Source organism: Candidatus Binatia bacterium, assembly GCA_036563615.1.
Lineage (GTDB): Bacteria > Desulfobacterota > Binatia > UBA12015 > UBA12015 > DATCMB01.
In genome coordinates, this window is record DATCMB010000018.1 from 217,227 (window position 1) to 237,768 (window position 20,542).

13 protein-coding genes are annotated in these 20,542 nt (G+C 71.7%); 8 read left to right on the top strand and 5 right to left on the bottom strand.

Annotation, left to right across the window (positions count from 1 at the left end):
• Positions 1-169: 169 nt before the first annotated feature.
• From VIS07_15085 to VIS07_15120, 8 genes are all read left to right on the top strand, one after another.
• Positions 170-1,192, top strand: coding sequence for a sigma-70 family RNA polymerase sigma factor (locus tag VIS07_15085; GenBank protein ID HEY8516831.1), 1,023 nt, complete (start codon positions 170-172; stop codon positions 1,190-1,192).
• Positions 1,192-2,754, top strand: a complete 1,563-nt coding sequence (locus VIS07_15090; protein ID HEY8516832.1) for an AsmA-like C-terminal region-containing protein — start codon at positions 1,192-1,194, stop codon at positions 2,752-2,754. Before VIS07_15085 ends, VIS07_15090 begins: the two co-directional genes overlap by 1 nt.
• A gap of 26 nt (positions 2,755-2,780) precedes the next feature.
• The gene (locus VIS07_15095; GenBank protein ID HEY8516833.1) at positions 2,781-4,172 is read left to right on the top strand and encodes a M20/M25/M40 family metallo-hydrolase; all 1,392 of its coding nucleotides are present in this window, start codon (positions 2,781-2,783) and stop codon (positions 4,170-4,172) included.
• Between the two features lie 15 nt (positions 4,173-4,187).
• Positions 4,188-5,357 (top strand): alanine--glyoxylate aminotransferase family protein, encoded by a 1,170-nt coding sequence (locus VIS07_15100; GenBank protein ID HEY8516834.1) that lies wholly within the window; start codon positions 4,188-4,190, stop codon positions 5,355-5,357.
• 46 nt (positions 5,358-5,403) lie between these two features.
• Positions 5,404-6,561, top strand: a complete 1,158-nt coding sequence (locus VIS07_15105; protein HEY8516835.1) for an MltA domain-containing protein — start codon at positions 5,404-5,406, stop codon at positions 6,559-6,561.
• Between the two features lie 147 nt (positions 6,562-6,708).
• Positions 6,709-9,306, top strand: a complete 2,598-nt coding sequence (locus tag VIS07_15110) for a DUF6600 domain-containing protein (protein ID HEY8516836.1) — start codon at positions 6,709-6,711, stop codon at positions 9,304-9,306.
• 163 nt (positions 9,307-9,469) lie between these two features.
• Complete coding sequence (locus VIS07_15115) at positions 9,470-11,446, top strand: hypothetical protein (GenBank protein ID HEY8516837.1); 1,977 nt, start codon at positions 9,470-9,472, stop codon at positions 11,444-11,446.
• Between the two features lie 147 nt (positions 11,447-11,593).
• Positions 11,594-12,898 carry a hypothetical protein gene (locus tag VIS07_15120; GenBank protein ID HEY8516838.1) on the top strand — a complete coding sequence of 435 codons (1,305 nt, stop codon included), beginning with the start codon at positions 11,594-11,596 and terminating at the stop codon, positions 12,896-12,898.
• Positions 12,899-12,938: 40 nt separating this feature from the next.
• Here the strand turns inward: VIS07_15120 and VIS07_15125 are convergent, their stop codons facing one another.
• The 5 genes from VIS07_15125 to VIS07_15145 are packed head-to-tail and all read right to left on the bottom strand — an operon-like array spanning position 12,939 to position 20,503.
• On the bottom strand, positions 12,939-14,468 hold the full coding sequence (locus tag VIS07_15125; protein HEY8516839.1) for a wax ester/triacylglycerol synthase domain-containing protein: 1,530 nt from the start codon (positions 14,466-14,468) through the stop codon (positions 12,939-12,941).
• On the bottom strand, positions 14,465-14,818 hold the full coding sequence (gene arsC, locus VIS07_15130; protein HEY8516840.1) for an arsenate reductase (glutaredoxin): 354 nt from the start codon (positions 14,816-14,818) through the stop codon (positions 14,465-14,467). Before arsC ends, VIS07_15125 begins: the two co-directional genes overlap by 4 nt.
• A gap of 20 nt (positions 14,819-14,838) precedes the next feature.
• Positions 14,839-16,410, bottom strand: a complete 1,572-nt coding sequence (locus tag VIS07_15135) for a glycosyltransferase family 39 protein (GenBank protein ID HEY8516841.1) — start codon at positions 16,408-16,410, stop codon at positions 14,839-14,841.
• The gene (locus tag VIS07_15140; GenBank protein HEY8516842.1) at positions 16,407-17,114 is read right to left on the bottom strand and encodes a hypothetical protein; all 708 of its coding nucleotides are present in this window, start codon (positions 17,112-17,114) and stop codon (positions 16,407-16,409) included. The genes VIS07_15135 and VIS07_15140 overlap by 4 nt, the downstream gene beginning before the upstream one ends.
• Positions 17,111-20,503: a phospholipid carrier-dependent glycosyltransferase gene (locus VIS07_15145; protein HEY8516843.1), complete on the bottom strand. Its 3,393-nt coding sequence runs from the start codon at positions 20,501-20,503 to the stop codon at positions 17,111-17,113. The genes VIS07_15140 and VIS07_15145 overlap by 4 nt, the downstream gene beginning before the upstream one ends.
• Between the last annotated feature and the right edge of the window lie 39 nt (positions 20,504-20,542).

Sequence of the window (20,542 nt, forward strand, 5' to 3'; positions counted from 1 at the left end):
ACCGCGGCGTGCGTGCGTTTTGCGCGGTTGCGACGAGCGACGGACCGACGCTCTCCGCTCTCGCCGCGCGCGAGGGGCGCTCGAGGCCCGTCCCGCGCGCTCTTTCGCGTCCTTGCCGGGACGCTGCTCAGGCAGAGCGCAAGCTTCGCGTCGGTTGCGCCTGAGCGGAATGCAGCTTGCTCGCCACCAGCCGGCGGCTGTCGCGCGCGGGGAGGGCGAGCGCCTGCTCGAGATCGCGCGCGACGTCGTCGGGATTCTCGCCGAGGCAGTGCAACCTGTGCTCGGCCAGCGCGTGAATGAGCCGGAGCGGGATGGTGAGTCGTCCTTCGTTGAAGCCGACGCGGTACGCGATCATCCAGACGACGGCGACGAGCGCCGCGACGGCGCAGACGATCAAGCAAATGACGCTCGCGGAAAGCACGATGTCAGATACAGACGCTGGGGCGCGTCAATCCTGTCGCCCATGGCACCGAACCTTGCCCTTTGCCTTGAGGGGCCGTACAAGGCCTTACCGGCCATGAGCGGTTTTCCGTCCGGTGCCGATCGGGTCGCGAGCCTTCCACCTGCGCAGAGCCCCGAAGGCGTGGACGCGACCACCGAGCTGCTGCAGGGGTGCATACGCGGTGACGTGGAGGCTCGTCGGCGGCTCGTGGCCGAGTACTCCGGAATCGTCTCGTACGGCGTCTCCGTAATTTTTCAGCAGTTCGGTCGTCCATCTAGGAAAGAGGAGATCGAGGACATCTGCCAGGACGTCTTCCTGGCGCTGTTCGACCAAGACGCTCGCAAGCTGCGCCAGTACCAGGGAAGGAACGGATGCTCCCTTGCGAGCTGGCTCAGGGTGGTGGCGAATCGGCTGACCATCGATCGATTGCGGCGCGAGGGTCGAACGGTCTCACTGGACGATCCTAACAACATCGAGAGTTGGCGGCTCCGGGAGGTGCAACCCGACGCGAAGCCGGGTCCCGAGCCGCAGGTAGAGGCAGCGCAGCGTGCGGCGCGGGTGCGCGAGCTGATCGCGCAACTGCCGCCGAAAGATCAGCTTTTCGTGCAGCTATTTTACTTCCAGGGCCTACCGATCGAGGAGGTCGCGAACACGATCGGGATCACGACCAACGCGGCCTACGTGCGCAAGATGCGTCTGCACGAGAAGCTGCGTCGCCTGATCGCGGAGAAGTTCGAGGGTAGGCTCTGATGCGGCATCGGGTCGACTTGGAAGAGCAGCGGGTGCGCGCGGTGGTCCGCGAGGCCATGCGCGACCTCATGCTCTACGGCACCCCCGACGAGCAGGTCGCGGACGCCGCGCAGTCGACTTCGCATCCCTCCGAGTACACCTTCGCGAGCTACATCGAAGGCAACCTCAGCAGCACCGCCGAGGAGAACTTCGAGCGCCACGTCGCCTTCTGTCCGAACTGCGCGCAGGAGCTGGTGCTCGCGCGTCGCGCCGGCGTCGGACGCGAGGAGCGCTCGACGCATCGCGTCTGGAAGATCGCGGCGAGCATCGCGCTCATCTTCGGTGGCCTGATCTCCGCGCTGCTCGGGGCGCGCACCGTCGGCGAGCGGCTCGAGACCGCGGCGATCGAGCGCTTCGAGTCGGCGCTCGGCGGCAAGGCCAAGGTCGAGAGCGTCGCGCTGACCTTCGAGGGCGGTCCGGGTGTCGAGCTCAGCGGGCTCGTGGTCAACGACCCGCAGGGCAGCGAGCCGCTGCTCACCAGCGCGTCGGCGCAGTTCACGGTCGACATCGGCGCGCTCATGCGCGGCGACCTCGAGGGCGTGCTGCAGCTCGATCAGCCGGTGATCAACATCGTGCGCGACGCTTCGGGGCGCGTGAACATCGACGCGCTCTTGCCGCGCTCGGTCGGCGCCGAAGACATCTTCGCCATCGCGAGCGAGCGCGCGGTGCACCGCGTCCAGATCGCGGGCGGCACCGTCCGCGTCATCGACCGCGCCGGCGCGACGCCGCGCGAGATCCGCATGGCGTCGGTCGACGCCGAGCTGCGCGGCTTCGGCGAGGGCACGCCCGTCCACCTCGACGCCAAGGCGGGCTTCGAGTCGACCAAGCACAACGTCAGCGTGTCGGGCGACGTCGGACCGTGGGGGCGCGGCGAGACGCCGAACTACAAGCTCGATCGCGTCGCGCTGAGCTCCGTGCCGCTGCGCGCTTTTCCGGCAGTCGGCGCCGTCATGGGCGGCGGGCTCAGCTTCGACGGCAAGCTCGCGACCGCGGGCGAGACCTGGAACGAGATCACCGGCCGCGTCTCGGGCAGCGGCGAGATGAGCATCGTGTCGGGCGCGATCGCCGGGCACAACTTCGTCGCGGACGTCGTCGGGCCGCTGCTGGGCGACCAGGAGCCGCCGTCGCGCCTGGGGGGTCTGTTCACCGCGACGTCGACGTCGTTCGACGAGATTCGCAGCCCGGTGACGCTCGCCGAGTCGCGCCTGCACGCCAACGAGCTGCATCTCGCGGGCAACGGCTACGAGGTCCTCGGCAAGGGCTCGATCGACCTGAACGGGACGGTCGCCTTCACCGGACACCTGCGGGTGTCGCCCGAGGTCACCCGCGAGGTGATCGCGCTCGCGCCGCTCGCGGGCGCGCTGGTCACCGAGCGCGGCGAGATCTCGGTGCCGTTCTCGGTGTCGGGCACCTGGCCCGACGTGCAGACCACGGTCGATGTCGAGCGCTTCGCGAAGGAGTCGGTGCTGCGGCGCTGGCTCGCGTGGGCCTGGTTCAAGCTGCCGCGTCCCCTTCTCGGCTAGCGCGTTTTCCCTTAAGGTCCGCCGCCATGCACACGGCGACGGCCCCTTCCGACGACGCCCGCAGCGCCGACCTGCTCGCCCTCGTCGACGAGTCCCTGCTCGACGCGACGGTCGCGCACCTGCAACGTCTGATCCGCTTCGAAACCGTCAATCCGCCGGGCAATGAAGCGCCGGCGGTAGCGTACGTCGCCGACGTGCTGCGCCGCGAGGGGCTCGAGCCGGTGGTCCTCGAGTCGGCGCCGGGCCGCGCAAACCTCGTCTGCCGGATCGTCGGCAACGGACACCAGGGGCCGCTGATGCTCGCCTCGCACATCGACGTCGTCGAGGTCGAGCGCGCGAGCTGGCGCCGCGACCCGTTCGGCGGCGAGATCGCCGAGGGCTGCATCTGGGGCCGCGGCGCGGTCGACATGAAGGGCAAGCTCGCGATGGACCTCGCCGCGATGACCGCGCTCGCCCGCTCGCGGCGCCGTCCCGACCGCGACGTCGTGATGGCGGTGGTCGCGGACGAGGAGGCGGGCTGCCGCTACGGCTCGCGCTGGCTCGCGGAGAACCATCCCGAGATGGTCCGCGCGGCGGTGTGCCTGAACGAGGTCGGCGGCTTCTCGATGCCGCTGCTCGGCGTGCGCTACTACCCGATCCAGGTCGCGGAGAAGGGCGTCTGCTGGCTGCGCTTGACGTTCCGCGGCGTGCCCGGACACGGCAGCGTGCCGCGCTCCGACAGCGCGCCCGTCAAGCTCGCGCGCGCGATCGCGAAGCTGGGCGAGACGCGGCTGCCGCTGCACATCACGCCCGAGGCGACGAAGTTCATCGAGTCGCTCGCCGAGCACCAGCCGTTGCCGGTGGCGCTCGCGCTGCGTGGCCTCACCACGCCGTACCTCGCGAGCACGGTGCTCGACTACGGTCTGCGCGACCCGCAGCAGCGCCAGGGCATGGAGGCGATCCTGCGCAACACCGTGTCGCCGACGGTGGTGCGTGCCGGCAACAAGACCAACGTCATCCCCGGCGTCGCGACCGTCGAGCTCGACGGCCGCACGCTGCCCGGACAGACGCTCGAGGACCTGCTGCGCGAGGTGCGCGCGGTGATCGGCGAGGAGTTCGAGGTCGAGATCCTCGAGAGCCTCGAGCCGGTGGTGACCTCGTCCGACACGCCCGAATTCGAGATTTTGTGCTCGACGCTGCGCGACCACGACCCCGACGGAATCCCGGTGCCGTGGCTGATCCCGGGCTTCACCGACGACAAGTTCTGGGCCGCGCTCGGCGCGCGCTGCTACGGCTTCGCGCCGCTCAAGCTGCCGGAGGGCATCAGCTTCCAGACCATGTTCCACGGCCACGACGAGCGCGTCCCGGTCGACGGCTACCGCTGGGGAATCCGCACCTACGTCGACGCCGTGGGCCGGCTTGCATACGAGCACGTCTGACGCGACGGTGACCGGGTGTCTGCTGAGCTGAACCCACCACGCCGCATCCTGCTCGGTCCCGGACCGAGCGACGTCCACCCGCGCGTCCTGCGCGCGCTCGCGACCCCGCTGGTCGGCCACCTCGACCCGGCCTTCGTCGCGCTGATGGAGGAGGTGAAGGAGCTTCTGCGGGCGACCTTCCGCACGCGCAATCGCCTCACCTTCCCGATCTCGGCGACGGGCAGCGCGGGCATGGAGGCCGTGCTGGTCAATCTTCTCGAGCCCGGCGACGTCGCGGTGATCTGCGTGAACGGCGTGTTCGGCGGGCGGATGGTCGAGATCGCGCGGCGCTGCGGCGCCCACGTGGTCCCGGTCGAGGTGCCGTGGGGCGAGGTGATCGACGTCGAACGTCTGCGCAGCGCGCTCGACGCGCTGCCGCAGGGCAAGAAGGCGCGCCTCGTCGCCGCGGTGCACGCCGAGACCTCGACCGGCGCGCGCCAGCCGCTCGAGGAGCTGTCGCGTCTCGCGCACGAGCGCGACGCGCTGTTCGTCGTCGACACCGTGACCTCGCTCGGCGGCACGCCGGTCGAGGTCGACGCCTGGGGCATCGACGCCTGCTACAGCGGCACGCAGAAGTGCTTGTCGTGCCCGCCCGGCCTCTCGCCAGTGACGTTCGGCGAGCGCGCGCTCGAGCGCGTGCGCGCGCGCAAGACTCCGGTGCAGAGCTGGTACCTCGACGTGAGCCTGCTCGAGCAGTACTGGGGCTCGGACCGCGTCTACCACCACACCGCGCCGGTCTCGATGGTGTACGCGCTCTACGAGGCGCTGCGGATCGTGCACGAGGAAGGGCTCGAGGCGCGCTTCGCGCGTCACCTGCGCAACCACCGTGCGCTGGTCGCGGGGCTCGACGCGCTGGGACTCGCGATGCCGGTCGCACCCGAGCACCGCTTGCCGATGCTGAACGCGGTGTCGGTGCCCGACGGCGTCGACGAGGCCGGCGTGCGCAAGCAGCTCCTCGACGAGCACGGCATCGAGATCGGCGCCGGGCTCGGTCCGTGGAAGGGGCGCGTCTGGCGGATCGGCTTGATGGGCGAGTCGTCGACCGCGGGCAACGTCCTGCTGGTGCTGCACGCGCTCGGCGAGACGCTCGGGCGCACGAGCACCGGCGCGCTCGCGGCCGCCGAGCAGGTGCTCGCTTCTGCTTGACGGTGGGGCAGGTCGGCGGCGCCGCCGCGCGACCGGACGAAACCTCGTGAGCCGCGGACGCACGCTCGTGGCGGCGGCCGTGCTGGTCGGCGCGACGGCGCTGGTCGCCGCGGCGGTGGCGCTCGTCACGCCGAGCGACGCGCGCGCCGGCACGTCCTCGTCGCAGTCGTCCGGCAAGCCGGCGTCGAGCGCGCAGACGGAGAGTCCGGAGAAGTCGCGCGCGCAGACCTCGAGCGCACGATCGTCACGCACGCAGACGTCGACCGCCTTCACCGACCACGGCGATCGTGCCGCCCTGCGCCGCGCCGTCAGCGAGGCGCTCGGCAAGCTCGCGCCGCGCGCGGAAGCCAAGGACGCGAGCGCGCAGACGCGAACGGTCGTCCGCGGCCTGCGCGCGCTGCGCGATGCGCTCGCGCGTCCTGACGCCGATCTCGCGAAGATCTTGGCGGAGCGCTTCACCGCGTCGCCGTTCCGCCCGATCTTCGTCACCGGCTACCACGAGCCGACGCTGTCCGCGCGACGCAAGCGCGACGGCCGCTTCCGCTACCCGGTCTACGCGATGCCGCCCGGCGGAACGGACCTGCCGACGCGCGCCGAGATCGAGAACGGCGCGCTCGACGGGCGCGGGCTCGAGCTGTTCTACACCGACGACCCGATCGAGCTCTTCTTCCTGCACGTCCAGGGCTCGGGTCGCCTCGTGCTCGACGACGGCTCGACGGTGCGCGTGGGCTTCGCCGGCAGCAACGGCAAGACCTACCGCTCGATCGGCGTCGAGCTCGTCGAGCGCGGCGTGTTCCGGCCGACGGAGGCGACCGCGCCGGCGATCAAGAAGTGGCTGCGCGAGCACCCCGACGAGGCTCCGGCGGTGATGCGCACGAACCCACGTTACGTGTTCTTCGCCGTGCGCGAGTCCTCGCCGGACGCGCAACAGGGGCCGCGCGGCGCGCTCGGCGTGCCGCTCGTCGCCTGGCGCTCGGTCGCGGTCGACCCTGACGTCGTGCCGCTCGGCAGCATCGGGCACCTATCGGTCGAGCTGCCCGGCGGCGAGCGCTTCTCGTCGCTGGTGATCGCGATGGACACCGGCACGGCGATCAAGGGACGCGGCCGGATCGATCTCTTCTGCGGCAGCGACGAGAAGGCGGAACGAGTGGCGGGCGAGCTGCGCCACCGCGGCCGCATCGCCTGGCTCGAGCCCCGGTCCTGACCGGCTCCCAGGCGCCGCGCGCTTTTCCTCTGGCGACGCCCCACGCCGGGGCGCATGATCAGCGCATCCTCGACGCTGGTCGTGTGTTTGAACCAGGGTCGGTGGTGCACGCCAGGGGCGTCGCGGACCGGCGGCAGGAGCAAGACGATGAAGACCCGGAGCTCTCGATCGGGGTTCCTGCACGGGCGTCGCGCCCGGGCCGGAGCCCTCGGCCTGCTGGCCGCGCTCGGCCTGCTCGTGGCCTCGGGCGGCCTCGCCGCCGCCGCATCCGACGTCGAGCTGACGGACCGACCGAAGGACGAGCCCGGCGTCGCCCGGGTCAGCCTGATCGAGGGCGAGGCGTCGTATCTGCGCGGTGACGCCGACGACTGGACCGGCGTGTCGGTCAACGCGCCGCTCGTCACCGGCGACCGCTTCTACTCTGGCGCCGCGTCGCGCGCCGAGATCCAGCTCGCGCCGGCGGTCTACGCCCGCCTCGCGAGCGAGACCGAGATCGGCATGCTCGAGCTCGGTCCCGACACGACCCAGGTGCGGATGACGCTCGGCCTCGCGACCTTCCGCGTCCGGCGCGACCCGGGTGAGCGCCACGTCGAGATCGACACCCCGGGTGCGGCGATCGTCGTGCGCGAGGCCGGCGTGTACCGCGTCTCGGTCGACCGCGACGGCGACACCGACGTCCAGGTGCGCGAGGGCGAGGCGGCGGTCTACGTCGGCGGCGAGCGCTACCGTCTCACGATCGGCCGCGGCGCCAAGATCACCGGCACCGGCAGCGACGCTCGCCCGAGCCTGTACTCGATCGAGGGCGGCGACGCCTGGGACGAGTGGGAGGCGCAGCGCGCCCGCCGCGTCGAGCAGGCGCAGAGCTATCGCTACGTCAGCGAGGAGATCTACGGCGCCGAGGACCTCGACGAGCACGGCGACTGGGATCAGCACCCCGAGTACGGGCCGGTCTGGCGGCCGCGCGACGTTCCGGTCGGCTGGGCGCCGTACACCGACGGCCGCTGGGTCTGGGTCGATCCGTGGGGCTGGACGTGGCTCGACTACGCTCCCTGGGGCTGGGCGCCGTTCCACTACGGCCGCTGGGTCTACTACGGCGGCTACTGGGGCTGGGCGCCGGGGCCGATCGTCGCGGCCCCGGTCTACGCTCCGGCGCTCGTCGGCTGGTACGGCGGTTGGGGCGGCGGCGTCTCGGTGTCGATCGGCATCGGCTTCGGCAGCATCGGCTGGGTGCCGCTCGGCTGGGGCGAGCCGTGCTTCCCGTGGTGGGGTGGCTGGGGCGGCGTGGTGATCGGCAGCCCGTGGTGGGGCGGCTGGGGCGGCCCGCGCATCGTCAACAACTACTTCATCACCAAGAACATCACGAACATCAATATAAAAGATGTCGAGTTCGTGAACCGGCGCCACCCGGGCGGCTTCTCGAGCATGCCGGTGCCGGACTTCCGGCGCGGCGGCCGCGTCATGCCGGTGAACGCGCGGGACGCGAGCGGCATGCGTCCGGTGGGCGGTCGGCTTCCGGTCGTGCCGACCCGCGACAGCTTGCCGGCGACGAACCCGTCGCGGGTCGGGGTGACGCGCACGGCGCAGCCGCCGCGCGACGCGCTCGACCGTCGCGTGGTGTCGGCGCGCACGCCGGTCGGCGGTCAGCCGAGCTTCGAGCGCAAGCTGCCGCTGGTCGAGCGCAATCAGGGAGCGCCGCTCACGCCGACGACGCTGCGTCAGATGGCGGCCGAGAGCGGTCGCACGCCGGCCGTGCGCAGCGTCGCTGCGGTCGGACGCGACGAAGTCGGCGCGCGCGCGATGCCGAGCGGCCGCGAGGCGCTCGCACGGACGCCGACCTCGCAGCCGGACGGCGGACGCAGCGCGCCGACGCGTCGGAGCATGACCTTCGAGGGCAACGGCGACGCTCGGACCGCGTCGCGCGGGGTTCCGCGTCCGCCGACGCTGAGCCATCGCGGCGACATGCCGGTCGCGCCGCGCGAGGGCGGTGCGTCGCGGCAGCCGTACGTCGCGCAACGTCCGGCGTTCGACGGCGACGCGTCGTCGGGCTCCTCGCGTGGCGCGACCGCGCCGCGCACGACGTCGCGCGAGGGCTCGGTCGGCACGTCGCGCTCACCCGGCTCCCCCAGCGTACGTTCGATGCCGAACGGCGCGCGCGGCGACGTGCGCGCACAGGCACCTTCACGCAGCTCGCGCACGCTGGGCTCGAATCCGTCGGGTTCCCGCACGCTGGGCTCCAGCCCGTCGGTGCGCTCGGCGCCCACGACGCGAGAGAACGCTCCGCGCACCTACTTCTCGCAGCCGCGCACGCTCTCCCGTCCGGACGGTGGCGGGAGGCAGGCGGACGGCTACGCGGCCGTCGCGCCGCGCTCGCTGCCGAGCGGAAGGTCCTACGGCGGTACCACCGCGCCGTCGCGCGGGGCGCCGCAGGTGCGCTCCGCGCCGACGCGCTCGTACGGATCGCCCAGCACCTCTGCGCCCGGTGCGTACTCCGCGCCCCGAACGTCGTCCGCGCCACGGACGTACTCCGCGCCGCGGAGCTACTCCGCGCCCAGCACGTCCTCGGCGCCGCGGACGTACTCCGCGCCGTCCTCGGGCTTCTCGCGCGGCTCGTCCGCGCCGTCGGTGCGGTCGTACTCCGGCTCGTCGATGAGCCGCGGCTTCTCCGGCGGTGGCGGCGGACGCTCGATGGGCCGCAGCATGGGCAGCGTGGGCGGCGGCATGCGCGGCGGCGCACGCGGACGCTAGCTTCCCGATCGACCGCCAGCGACACGCCCGCGCGCCAGCTCACGATCGAGCACGGCACGCGCACGCGCCGACCGCAAAGAATCAGCATTGCCTGCGGCGTGGGGACCTTGATAGCGAGCCCAGGATGCCGGACGACCGTCCGGCCCAGCGTCGGAGGTCCTGAATGCGCCGCTCCCGTATCCTGCTCGCCGCCTTCCTGCTGCTCGCACCTGCCCCTGCCGCGGCGGTCGAGGCGGTCTTCGATCCCAACGGCGTCTCGTTCTACGACATGCCGTTCCCGTTCGAGCTGCGCCGCGACCCGGACGGCACGGTGTCGCTGGCGAACTTTCCGTTCCCGGGCGGCAACCCGCTGATCGGCGCCTATCGCGACTCGCTCGAGCGCACCGAAGGCTTCGGCATCAACTCCGGCGTGTTCTTCAAGTTCGACGGCGACATCGACCCTTCGTCGCTGCCCGCGAATCCGGAGGCGTCGCGCGCGCCCGGCTCGAGCGTCTTCCTGATCAACATCGACACGTCGTCGCGCAATCGAAGGCAGCGCACGCCGCTCTGGATCGAGTACCGCTCGGTCGGCGACGAATGGCGCGACGATCACCTGCTCGGGATCATGCCGGTGCCCGGTCACCCGCTCGAGCCCGACACGCTCTACGCCGCGGTGATCACCGACGACCTGCTCGGCGACGACGCGCTCCCGGTGACGCCGTCGCCGTTCATCGAGCGCATGCGCGATCTCACCGCGCAGGGCGCGTACGAGAAGAAGGCGCTGCCGCTCTACCGCAAGCTCTGGCGGCAGCTCGAGCGCTTCGAGGGGATTCCGCGTGACCGCGTGGTCGCGGCCACCGTGTTCCGCACCGGCGACGCGACGCGCAAGCTCGAGGTGGCCGCGCGCTGGATTCGCTCGAAGGTACGCCCCGTTGCGACGAATCTTGCGCTCGACGTGGCACGCTCGAACGGTCACTACTGGGTGTTCACCGGCCAGTTCCAGGCGCCGCAGTTCCAGAACGGCACGCCGCCGTTCAGCGATCCGGGCACCGGCATCTTCCAGTTCGACAAGAACGGGCGGCCGATCGTGCAGCGCGTGGAGACGCTGAACTTCGTGCTCACGGTGCCCAAGGAGCGAGAGGACGGCACGATCGTGATGCCCAAGAGCGGCTGGCCGATCGCGCCCTACATGCACGGCACCGGCGGCAGCCGGAACAGCTTCATCAACGACGGCACCGCGGGACGTCTCGCGAGCGCCGGCATCGCGTCGCTCGGCATCGACCAGCCGCTGCACGGCCTGCGCGCCGGTGCGACGCCCGACGGGTCGAACTTCTACAACCCGCTGAACCCGGACTCCTTGCGCGACAACCCGCTGCAGGCCGCCGCGGACTCGCTCGCCGTCCACCAGCTCGTGCGGCGTCTGGCGATCGAGCCGACGCTGATCAACGTCGCGCCGGGGGCCGGATTCGTCGCGACCAAGCGCAAAATTCGCTTCGACCGCAAGCGCATCTCCTACATGGGGCACTCGCAGGGCGCGACCACCGGTCCGCTGTTCCTCGCCGTCGCGAGCAACGTGCAGGGTGGCGTGCTGTCGGCAGGCGGCGGTCACCTGCTGGTGAACATCCTGACCCGCGAGCAGGAGTTCTTCGCCGGGCTCAAGCTGCGCGAGCTGGTCTCGCTCCTGCTCGGCGGACCGGTCGACCTGTTCCATCCGGCGCTGCACCTGCTGCAGATGGGCAGCGAGGTGTCGGACCCGGTCGCGTACGCGCCGTTGTTCGCCAAGCGACGCAAGGGCCCGCCGCTGTCGATTCTCTTCACGCACGGCACCGCGGACGCCTACGTGACGACGCCGATGACGGCGTCGATGGTGGTGGCCGCGGGCTATCCGCTGGTCGCGCCGACCTTCCCGCCGATCGCCTTCCCGGAGCTGCCCGGGTACCAGTACCAAGAGGCGTTCGATCTCGCGGGGCTTCCGACGCTGGTGGCGCCGGTGTCGGGCAACCTCGTGAAGGGCAAGCGCCTCGCGACCGGTGGCATGGTGCTCTACGACGGACAGGGCCACTTCCCGGTGTTCAACTTCGCGCCGGCGATCACGCAGTGGACGACCTTCATGCGGACGCTCGCGTACGACCCGGTGCCGACGATTTCGGTGCAGCCGTAACGCGCGCGTTCACCGCGGCGGCGAGCCGATGCGGCTCGCCGCCGAGCGTCGCAGGGTGTAGGCCTGACGCTGGTGGGGAAGGGGTGCTCGCGCTCGCCTGCTGAGGTCCGCGCCCGCGGTGCGACGGACCGCCGGACGCTCCGCGACGTGGCGAGGCTCTGCGGCGTCGTCGCGCTCGTCGGCGCGCTGGCCGCGTGCGCCACGCGTCCGACGCCGCAGCTCACGACCGAGCAATTCGATCGGCTGCAGAAGCAGATCGCGGCCGCCGACCCCGCGCAGGCCGCACCCGCACCGTCGCCGACGCCGGCGTCGGGCGGCAGCAGCGCCGGCGCCGCGACCGAAACCGCGCGGCCGCCGCGCACCGACGCGCAGCGCCGCGCGCGCGCCGCCGCCGCGCTCGCGCCGAACGTGACGATCGTCGACCTCGAGGCGGTCGGCGACGGCACGCGCTGGGTCGTCGCGCTCGTCCGGACCGCGTCGGCGGGGGGCGCGGTGCCGCGGCTCGTGCTGATCGACGTGTCGCGCGAGAAGGGCATGCTGATCGGCGATCACGGCTTCGACGTCGAGCTCGAGCATGCCGGCATGCCGGCGCCGACCGGAATCGGTCGCGCCTTCTCCCTCGACGCGCGAGGTGGCGACCCGGTCGTGCTCGCCGAGCTGCGGACCGGTGAGGGCGACGGCACGACGCTCGGGCTCTGCGGCTGGGCGCTCGCGCCGCGTCTGGAGTTCGTGTGCGCGCCGCGGGTCGGCCCGGGCTCGCGCTGGGAGACGCATGCCGGCGCGCTCGTCGAGAGCTGGACGGTCGACTCGCTCGGCGCGCGCGTCGGCGGCGAGAGCGGCGCGACCAGCGGACGCGTGCTCGTCTACGCCGACGGTCGCTGGCACGAGGTCGACCACTTCCGCTGCCTCGGCAAGCCGCTTCCTGCGGCGTTCACCGAGGCAGGCGAGCAGGGTCTCGCGACCTGGCAGCGCGAGACCGTGCGACGCTTGACGCTGGCGGCGAAGCGCGCGAGCGACGCGCTCGACACCGACGTCGCGATCAGCCGCCTGCGCGACGCGCTGCAGGTCGACGGCTGCGCGCCGGACGTGTGGCGCATCCTCGGTCGCCTCGAGTTCCAGGCCGGGCGACCGACGGCCGCCGCGACGCTCGCGGTCGCCGCGGCGCTGGCGCCGCGTGACGACGCCGTCGTGCTCGAGCTCGCCGACGCACTCGCCGTCCTCGACGTCGCACGTCCCGAGCAGCGGGACGCCTGGCACACCGCGGTCGCCGTGCTCGGCGAGCGGTCGACGACGCGAGCGCTGGTCCAGGGACCGGGCGGCAAGAGCCCGCGCGCGCTCGCGCTCGCGCTGTACCGAGCGTTCCTCGAGCGCACCTCGCCCGCCGACGAGCGGCTGCGTCCGCGTCGGCAGCGCGTCGAGCGCAAGATCGAGGAGCTCGAGGCGCGTCGCTAGCTCGGCGCTCCTTCGCGAGAAGGTTCTCGCTGGAGATGCGTCAGCGCGTGGCGCGTGCGTGCGTCGGCGCCACGTCGGCCGCGGCCGCGAGCGTCGCGTAGGCGTCGTGCAGCGCGCGCACGACCTTGGTCGGCGCCGGCGCGCGCGACGGATCGAGCGTGATGCCGATGGTCAGCTCGTGCTCGTCGTGCTCGAGCGAGGTCAGCGCGAGCCCGATCTGCCAGGGCAGCGCGGCGAGCGGCACGAGCGTCGCCACGCGCCGGTTGCCGAGGACGAACAGCGACTGCGGTGCGCGCTCGCTCGCGACCACGACGTTCGCCGCCTGGAACGCGAGCAAGCCGAGCGCGGACTGCAGCGGCTCGGGCAGGCGCTGCGCGATCGCGGCCATGCGGGCGAGCCCGGTGCCGCGCGCAGCGGACAGGGGATCGCGCGCGCTCGCGTGCACCGACGCGAAGCGCTCGGCGGGCGCGAGCTCGCCGACCGGCAGCGCGACCAGCATCGGGCCTGGACGGTCGGCGCGCGCGTCGTCGGCGTCAGGGGCGGAGGCTCCGGCGCGCGCGTCGTTCGCGTCGGAGGCGGAGCTTGCGCCGCGTGCGTCCGCCGCGTTCGAGGAGGCGCTCGTGTCGCCGCCGCGCGGCTCGGGACGGAACGCGAGCAGCGAGAGATCCATCGTCGGCCGACCGCACGCGCGCAGCAGACGCCCGAGCGCGTCCGCGACGACGGTGAGCCACGCGTCTTGCCACGTGCCGCCGAAGCGCCGTGCGATCGCGTGCAGGCCGTCGAGCGGCAGCGACAGCCAGCACACCGCGCGCTGGTTGCCGAGCGTGCCGTTCCACGGCGTCTCCGGCGCCGGCGACGACACCAGCGTGCCCGCCGACTCCAGCATGCGACCGACCTCGCGCGTCCGCGCCAGCGCGGCGCCCGGGCGCATCAGGTTGCGCACCTCGCTCGCGAGCGCGCGCGAGCCCTCCGCGCCGCGCAGGGCGAGCAGGGCGGCGAGGCGCAGCACGGCCGGCAGGACGCCGCCGCGCGACGCTTCGTCCTCCTCGGCGTCCTGGTCGTCGCCGGCTTGCGGCGCAGCGCTCTTGCTCGCGGTCTCGGCGCCGTCCCCGAGCAGCAGCTCGACCAAGGCTGCAGCGCCACGCGTGCTCAGCGCAGGGTGCGCCTTCACCAGCAGCGCGACACCGAGCCCGTCGCCGTCGGTGAGGACGTCCACCTCCCAGGGCGGACGGTCGAAGCGCAGCGGGCGCTCCCAGAGCGTGCCTGCGGTGCGTGCCACCGCGTGCTCGTCCGCGGGCGCGTCGAGCGCGACCGCGTGCACGTGCCGGCTCGCGCGGAACGCGTCGTCGCGCGTCCAGCCGAGGACCTCGCTCGCGAGCGGCAGACGCGGCGGTCGCAGCGTGAGCTCGCGACGCGCGCGCGCCGCGGCGTCGACGGCGTGCAGCACGTCGTCGTACGACACCGGCTCGTCGAGCCACACGAGCGCGCCGTTGTGCAGCAGAGAGCGCTCGTCCGCGGCGGCGTACGAGGTCGCGTGCCGCGCGTCGGTCGAGGACGAAGGCGCGCTCAATCGAGCAGCTCGAGCACGCGCTCGGAGGGCCGCGCGATCACCGCGCGACCGTCGCGCACCACGACCGGCCGCTCCATGAGCTCGGGGTGCTTCAGCAGGATGTCGACCACCTGCTCGCGCGTCACGTAGTCCGCCGCGTTCAGCCCGAGCTCCTTGAAGCGCTTGTCCTTGCGCACCAGCTCCGCGGGCTCGCCCGGAAGCATGTCCAGGAAGCGCTCGAGCGTCGCGCGGTCGGGCGGTGTCTTCAGGTACTCGATCACCTCGTGCTCGACGCCGCGCTCCTTCAGGATCTCGAGGGCGCCGCGCGACTTCCCACACACGGGGTTGTGGTAGATCGTGACCTTTTGCATGACTGGCTGCTACCGCAGGATCAGTCGATCTGCCAGATGCGGATCCGCGGTCCTGGGCGCTTCATGCTCGAGGCGTGCTGCAGCGGCGCGTAGAACGCGTCGGCCATGTCGAATACCGGCTGCGGCGCGTCGCCGCCGTCGTGCGGATCGACGTCGAGCACGAGTCGTGCGTTGCGCTCGAGGTCGCGCAGCTGCGCGGGCGTCGGACCGCGCGAGTAGAAGCGCAGCGGCGACTCGTCGGAGATGACGAACCGCACGCCGTTGGCGCGCAGCGACGCGACGTCGTCCATCTCGACCAGCGTGTAGCCGGGCGGCAGCTGCGGCTTGCCGTACGGCGTGAGGTGGTCGGTGGCGGCGATCTTCGCCGGGCGCAGCACGTTCTGCTCGATCCACTCGCGTGCGATCGTGCGCGTGTCGCGCCGCGCGAGCAGGCGGTTCAGCTTCCAGTCGCGGATCGCGGACGGCGTCAAGCATAGCGCGAGCAGCGCGGCGGTGACGACGCCGGCGCGCACCGGGCGCACGACCGTCGAGAGCCAGGCGTACGCGTCGCCGACGAGACGTCCCGCGAGCAGCACGAGCGCGGGCAGCGGCACGAGGACGTAGCGGTAGAAGGTGTAGCGGCTGCTCGTCATGCCGACGAAGGCGACCAGGATGAAGGCGAAGAGCGACAGCGTGCCGAGCCGCGGTCGCACCACCGCCCACACGAGCCCGGCGAGCAGGAGCGCCATCAGCAAGAGGCCGAAGCTGTCCGGCATCACCTTGAGGAACAGCCACGGCCAGCCCCAGCCCGCGAGCTCGTTGCCGACGCCGCGCTCGATGAAGCCGCGCTGGTACTCGAAGTCCTTGACGGTCTGCTGCCAGTCGAGGACGAAGTACGGCGTCCCGCACAGGAAGGCGACGATCGCGGCGTACGCGGCGACCCACGGGCGGATGTCGCGGAAGACGCGCCACAGCGAGCGTCCCTCGCGCCAGCGCGCTTCGAGGTGCGCCACCGCGACGCCGATCATCAAGGCGCCCGCCGGATACTTGTTGGCGATGGCGTAGCCGGTGGCGAGGCCCGCGAGCAACGAGTCGCTCACGCGCCCGCGATGGATCATCCGCATCGTCAGCCAGATCGCGACGGTCAGCCAGAACGCGGTCGGCGCGTCGGTCGTCGCGTACTTCGAATCGCGGACGTGGATGGGCGAGAAGGTCAGGATCGCGGCTGCGGCGAGCCCGCTCGGCGGTCCGAACGCGCGTGCGCCGGCGAGGTAGATCATCGGGATCGTCGCCGTGCCGAACGCCGCCGAGGTGCGGCGCGCGATCAGGTAGGCGAGCGCTTGACGGTCCGACGCGTAGACCTCGCGGAAGTTCCGCCGATACCCGACGGCGAGCGCGTAGCCGCGCAGCACGGCGTGCTGCACGTACAGGTACGCGGCCGGATAGACGGCGAAGTGCGGATTCCAGTCGCCCTCGAAGCCGAGCGCACGCGACAAAAGGTACTCCTCGTCCGGTCGATACTTGTCGGGCAGGCCGAAGCTGGTCGACGAGAAGCGAAGCCAGCCGCCGACCAGCGTGAGCAGCACGAGGACGACGAGGTGGACGCGCCTCACGGTGGGATGCGCCACGTCGGCGGCGCGAGGTAGCGCCACAGCACGAGGAGGATGCCGATCGCGACCAGCACGGCTACGCCCTGCGCGAGCGGCAGGCTCGCTCCCGTGCTCTCCTTGCCCGGCGTGCCGCCGTAGACGAACGGCGCGCCCTCGCGCGGCGTGCCCGCGGCGACGACCGAGATGCCGGTGCACTCCGCGGTTCCGGTGTTGAGCGAGCTGTAGCCGCCGAGCCGGCAGGCGAGCGGCAGCGACGTCTCGAGGCTGCCGGTCTTCACCCAGAGCTCGACCATCTGCCAGCCCGTCGTGCCGCGCAGGTCGCGCGAGTTGTGGAACGTGTCCATGATGGACAGGTAGGCGCCCATCGTCTGCGTGCCGACGTTCTCCGCCCGGATCCAGCCGGTCACGTGGTACCAGGTCAAGGGCGACACCGGGACGTTCTGCACCCAGCGCGCGTCGTTCGGGTGCTCGCTGTCGATGCGCAGCGTGCCGACGCCGGTCTCGTCGACCGTCCAGGAGAACTTGCTCGCGGTCGGCGCGTAGCTCTCGTTGCGCCAGTGGTCGGGCTTGCCGTCGCGGCCCTGCGAGAGAAGTCCGTTCTTGACGAGCTCGGTCGACGCCTCGGCGACGCCGACGAGCGCGAGCGCAAGGAGGGCTCCGAGCAGCCTCGGCACGATCACGATCCGGCGGGAACGAAGTCGCGTCATATCCAGTTCCCGAGCTTTGAGCCGGAGATCCACATGCGGGCTTCCCACGCGCGCTTGCTGAGCGGCGTGCCGAGCCAGATCGGCAGGAAGTAGATCGCCACCGCGACGATCGCGACGCAGTACAGAACGACCGCGAGGCGCCCGATGCGGGTCTGGTCGCGCTTGGACGAGAACAGCATGCCCTCGTAGCCGAGCAGCAGCGCGACGAACAGCACCGGACCCCAGCCACCGGTCGTCGCCATCGCGACCGGCAAGATGCTGCCGAGCAGCGCCGCGCCGACGATGCCGCGCTCGACCGCGCTGCCTTCGCCGTGCCACAGGCGGTCGAGCATCCAGGCGAGCGCGAGGAATGCGAACAGCAGCGACGCCATGTAGTGGTAGAGGAACAGCGTGCGTCCGATGCCGACCCACGGCGCGAGGTGGATCACCCAGCCCGCGACGACGAAGACCAGCGCGAGCCGTCGCTCGCGGATCGCGTAGTACGCGGCGAGGATCAGCGCCGGCAGCGCCGCCCACCACACCGGCGGATTGCCCGAGCCCCAGATGCCGACGACGGTCCCGGGCTCCGGCGCCGGGTCCTTCCAGTAGTACCAGACGGGACGCAGCAGCAGCGGCCACGTCCACCACTTCGAGCTGTACGGGTGCGTCGCGTCGTACACCGCCGCCTGGTACTCGGGGACCTTGATCACGATGTACTTGACGAGGTCGAGCGGCGAGTGCCACCAGCCCCAGAGGAAGTGCGGGGCGTAGGACGCGACGTAGACGACGCTCGCCGTCGCCCCGACGACGAACACCGGCCACAGCGCGTAGCGGAACGGAGCGACGCCGCGCTCACGCGCGAAGTTGCGCGCGGTGACGAACAGCGTCCCGAGGATCAGCAGGAAGCTGAAGAACGGGATGTAGAGCTTCGCTGCCACCGACAGCCCGATCAGCGTCCCCGTCAAGAGCAGCCACCACGCGTTGTGGAACTGCCGACGACGCACGAGCCACACCGTCGCCACGTACGCGGCGACACCCCACGTGATGTAGTGGATGTCGATCACCGCGATGCGTGAGTCGACGAGACACAAGCCGTCGGTCGCGACGAAGAACGCGGCGAAGCCGGCCGCGACGCGGCGCCGGAAGAGCAGGCGCGCGAGCAGGTACATCAGCGGCACCAGCGCCGTGCCGACGAAGGCGTTCATGAGCCGCCAGCCGGTCGGTGTGTCGCCGAAGGTGAGGATCCCGAGGCCGATCGTGAGCTTCGCGAGCGGCGGGTGCGGATCCATGAAGTCCTTGCCCTGCAGGTAGTTCCGCCCCTGCTCGACGAAGTAGATCTCGTCGAAGACGAGCTCCGTCGGCTTGTCGATCTCCCAGACGCGCAGGCCGAGCGAGATCGCGGTCAGCACGACGAGGAAGCCGATCTCGCGCCAGGTCCACGCGGGCATCGGGGCGTCGTCGGCGGTCGCGGCTGTAGCCGGCGCTGACGCGGCAGGGCGCGGCGCCGTCGCCGCCGCACGCGACGCCTCGACCGCCTCGCGCCAGCGATCGTCGTCCTCGTCGAGCACGCTCGCGCCGGGCGGCTCGTCGCCGAGCCGGGTGATGCGACGATACGTCGCGTACCAGCCGACGGTCGCGAGCACGCCGAGCACGGCGATCGTCCGCCAGAGCCACACCGGTCCGGCGCTCGCGTCCTGCTGGTAGAGGTAGACGAGCAGCTGGTTCGCGAAGAACAGCGCCGAGAGCACCCAGTAGATCACCCCGACGCGTCCGGTCACGCCGAGCAGACCCGCGAACACGAAGAACGGGTAGAGGTAGCGCTCGTGCATGCGCGTCAAGCACATGAACGCGACCAGCGTCGCGGAAGCGATCAGCGCCGCGTGCAGCGAGCGGCTGCGCCGCTTGAGGTAGGGAATCAGGAACGCGAGGCCGACGGCGAAGCCGATCAGGAAGCCCCAGGTCTGCGCGGTGAGGCCGAGCGTGACCTCTGCGTCGTTGTGGCGCATGCCGAAGAGCAGCGCCGCGAGGTTCATCGCGTTGACCGAGGTCTCCGCGTAGTAGCCGGTCGTGCCGGTGTAGAGCTCGACGAGCCAGCTCCACGGTCGCTCGCCGCGGAACGGGTCGGCGACGACGTAGACCGTCGCGACGATGCACAGCAGCGCCGACAGCGGACGACCGCTCTTCCACCAGCCCCACGGCCAGAGCACGAGCAGCGGCACGATGAGCAACGCCTGCGGCTTGGTCAGCACCGCGAGCGTCGCGAGAATCCACGCGAGCTCGAAGCGACGGTCGCCGAGCGCGAGGAAGGCGAGCAGCGTCAGCAGCGCGAGGACGGAGTCGGTCTGCCCCCAGATGGTCGAGTTCAGGAGCAGCGCCGGGTTGAGCGCGAAGCCCAGCGCCGCGACCCAGGCGAGGCGACGTCCGCCGGGACGCAGCCGCGCGAAGAGCAGACGCGCGACCGCGAGGTCGGCGAGCAGCGCGGGCGCCTTGAGCAGCGCGACGAAGCTCGCCGACTGCCACGACAGGTTCAGCGCGTTGGCGACGAGCCCGATCGCCCAGAGGACGTACATGTAGCCCGGCGGGTAGTCGGCGAAGTAGCCGGGCGCGTAGAAGCGCGCCGGTCCTTCGGCCGCGAGCTTCATCGCCCACGCCGAGTACGACGAGATGTCGACGCGGTACATGAAGTACGGCGCGACGAGCAGCTTGACGACGAGCAGGGCGATCAGCACGCCGTGCAGCGCGAGACGCTCGCCGAGCGTCACCTCGGACGGCAGCTTGCCGTAGAGCCAGAGCGCGAGCGCGAGCAGCGCGACGATGCCCACCGCAGCGGGGACGCCGACGGGAGTGGTGGCCTCGTCGAGCGGCCCGTAGACGAAGTCCGCGTTGAGCGGCGGTCGCCCGATCGCGACCAGCTCGAGGCCCGTGCACCACGCCTCGCCCGACGAGATCTGTCCGTAGTTGCCGAGCCGGCAGGCGACCGTGACCTGGTTCTGGTCGGGCTTGGTCTTGAACCACATCGACACCGGCTGCCAGCCGCTGTCTGCTCCCTTCACCTCGCGGCTGTGCTCGAAGCCGCCGAGGATCGCGAGGCTCGCGCCGAAGCCCCTGCCGGTCACGCCGACGGCGCGCACGTAGCCCGACAGCTGGTACCAGGTGTTGGGGTGCACGCGGACGCTCTGCGTCCAGCGCGCGTCGTTCGGCGTCGGGTTGCGCACGACGACGACGCCGAACCCGCTCGGCGTCCGCTTCCACTCGAAGGTCGTGCCCGCGGTGGGGCTCCACTGCTCGGTCTGCCAGCCGGCCGGCTTGTCGCCCTCACCGTCGGTGAACGCGCCGTTGCGCAGCAAGCTCTGCGCGTGCGCCGGCGACGGGAGCAGGAACCCGAGGAACGCGAGCAGCACGAGCAGCACGCCGAGCGCGCGACGCAGCGACGCGAAAGCAGCGCGTTG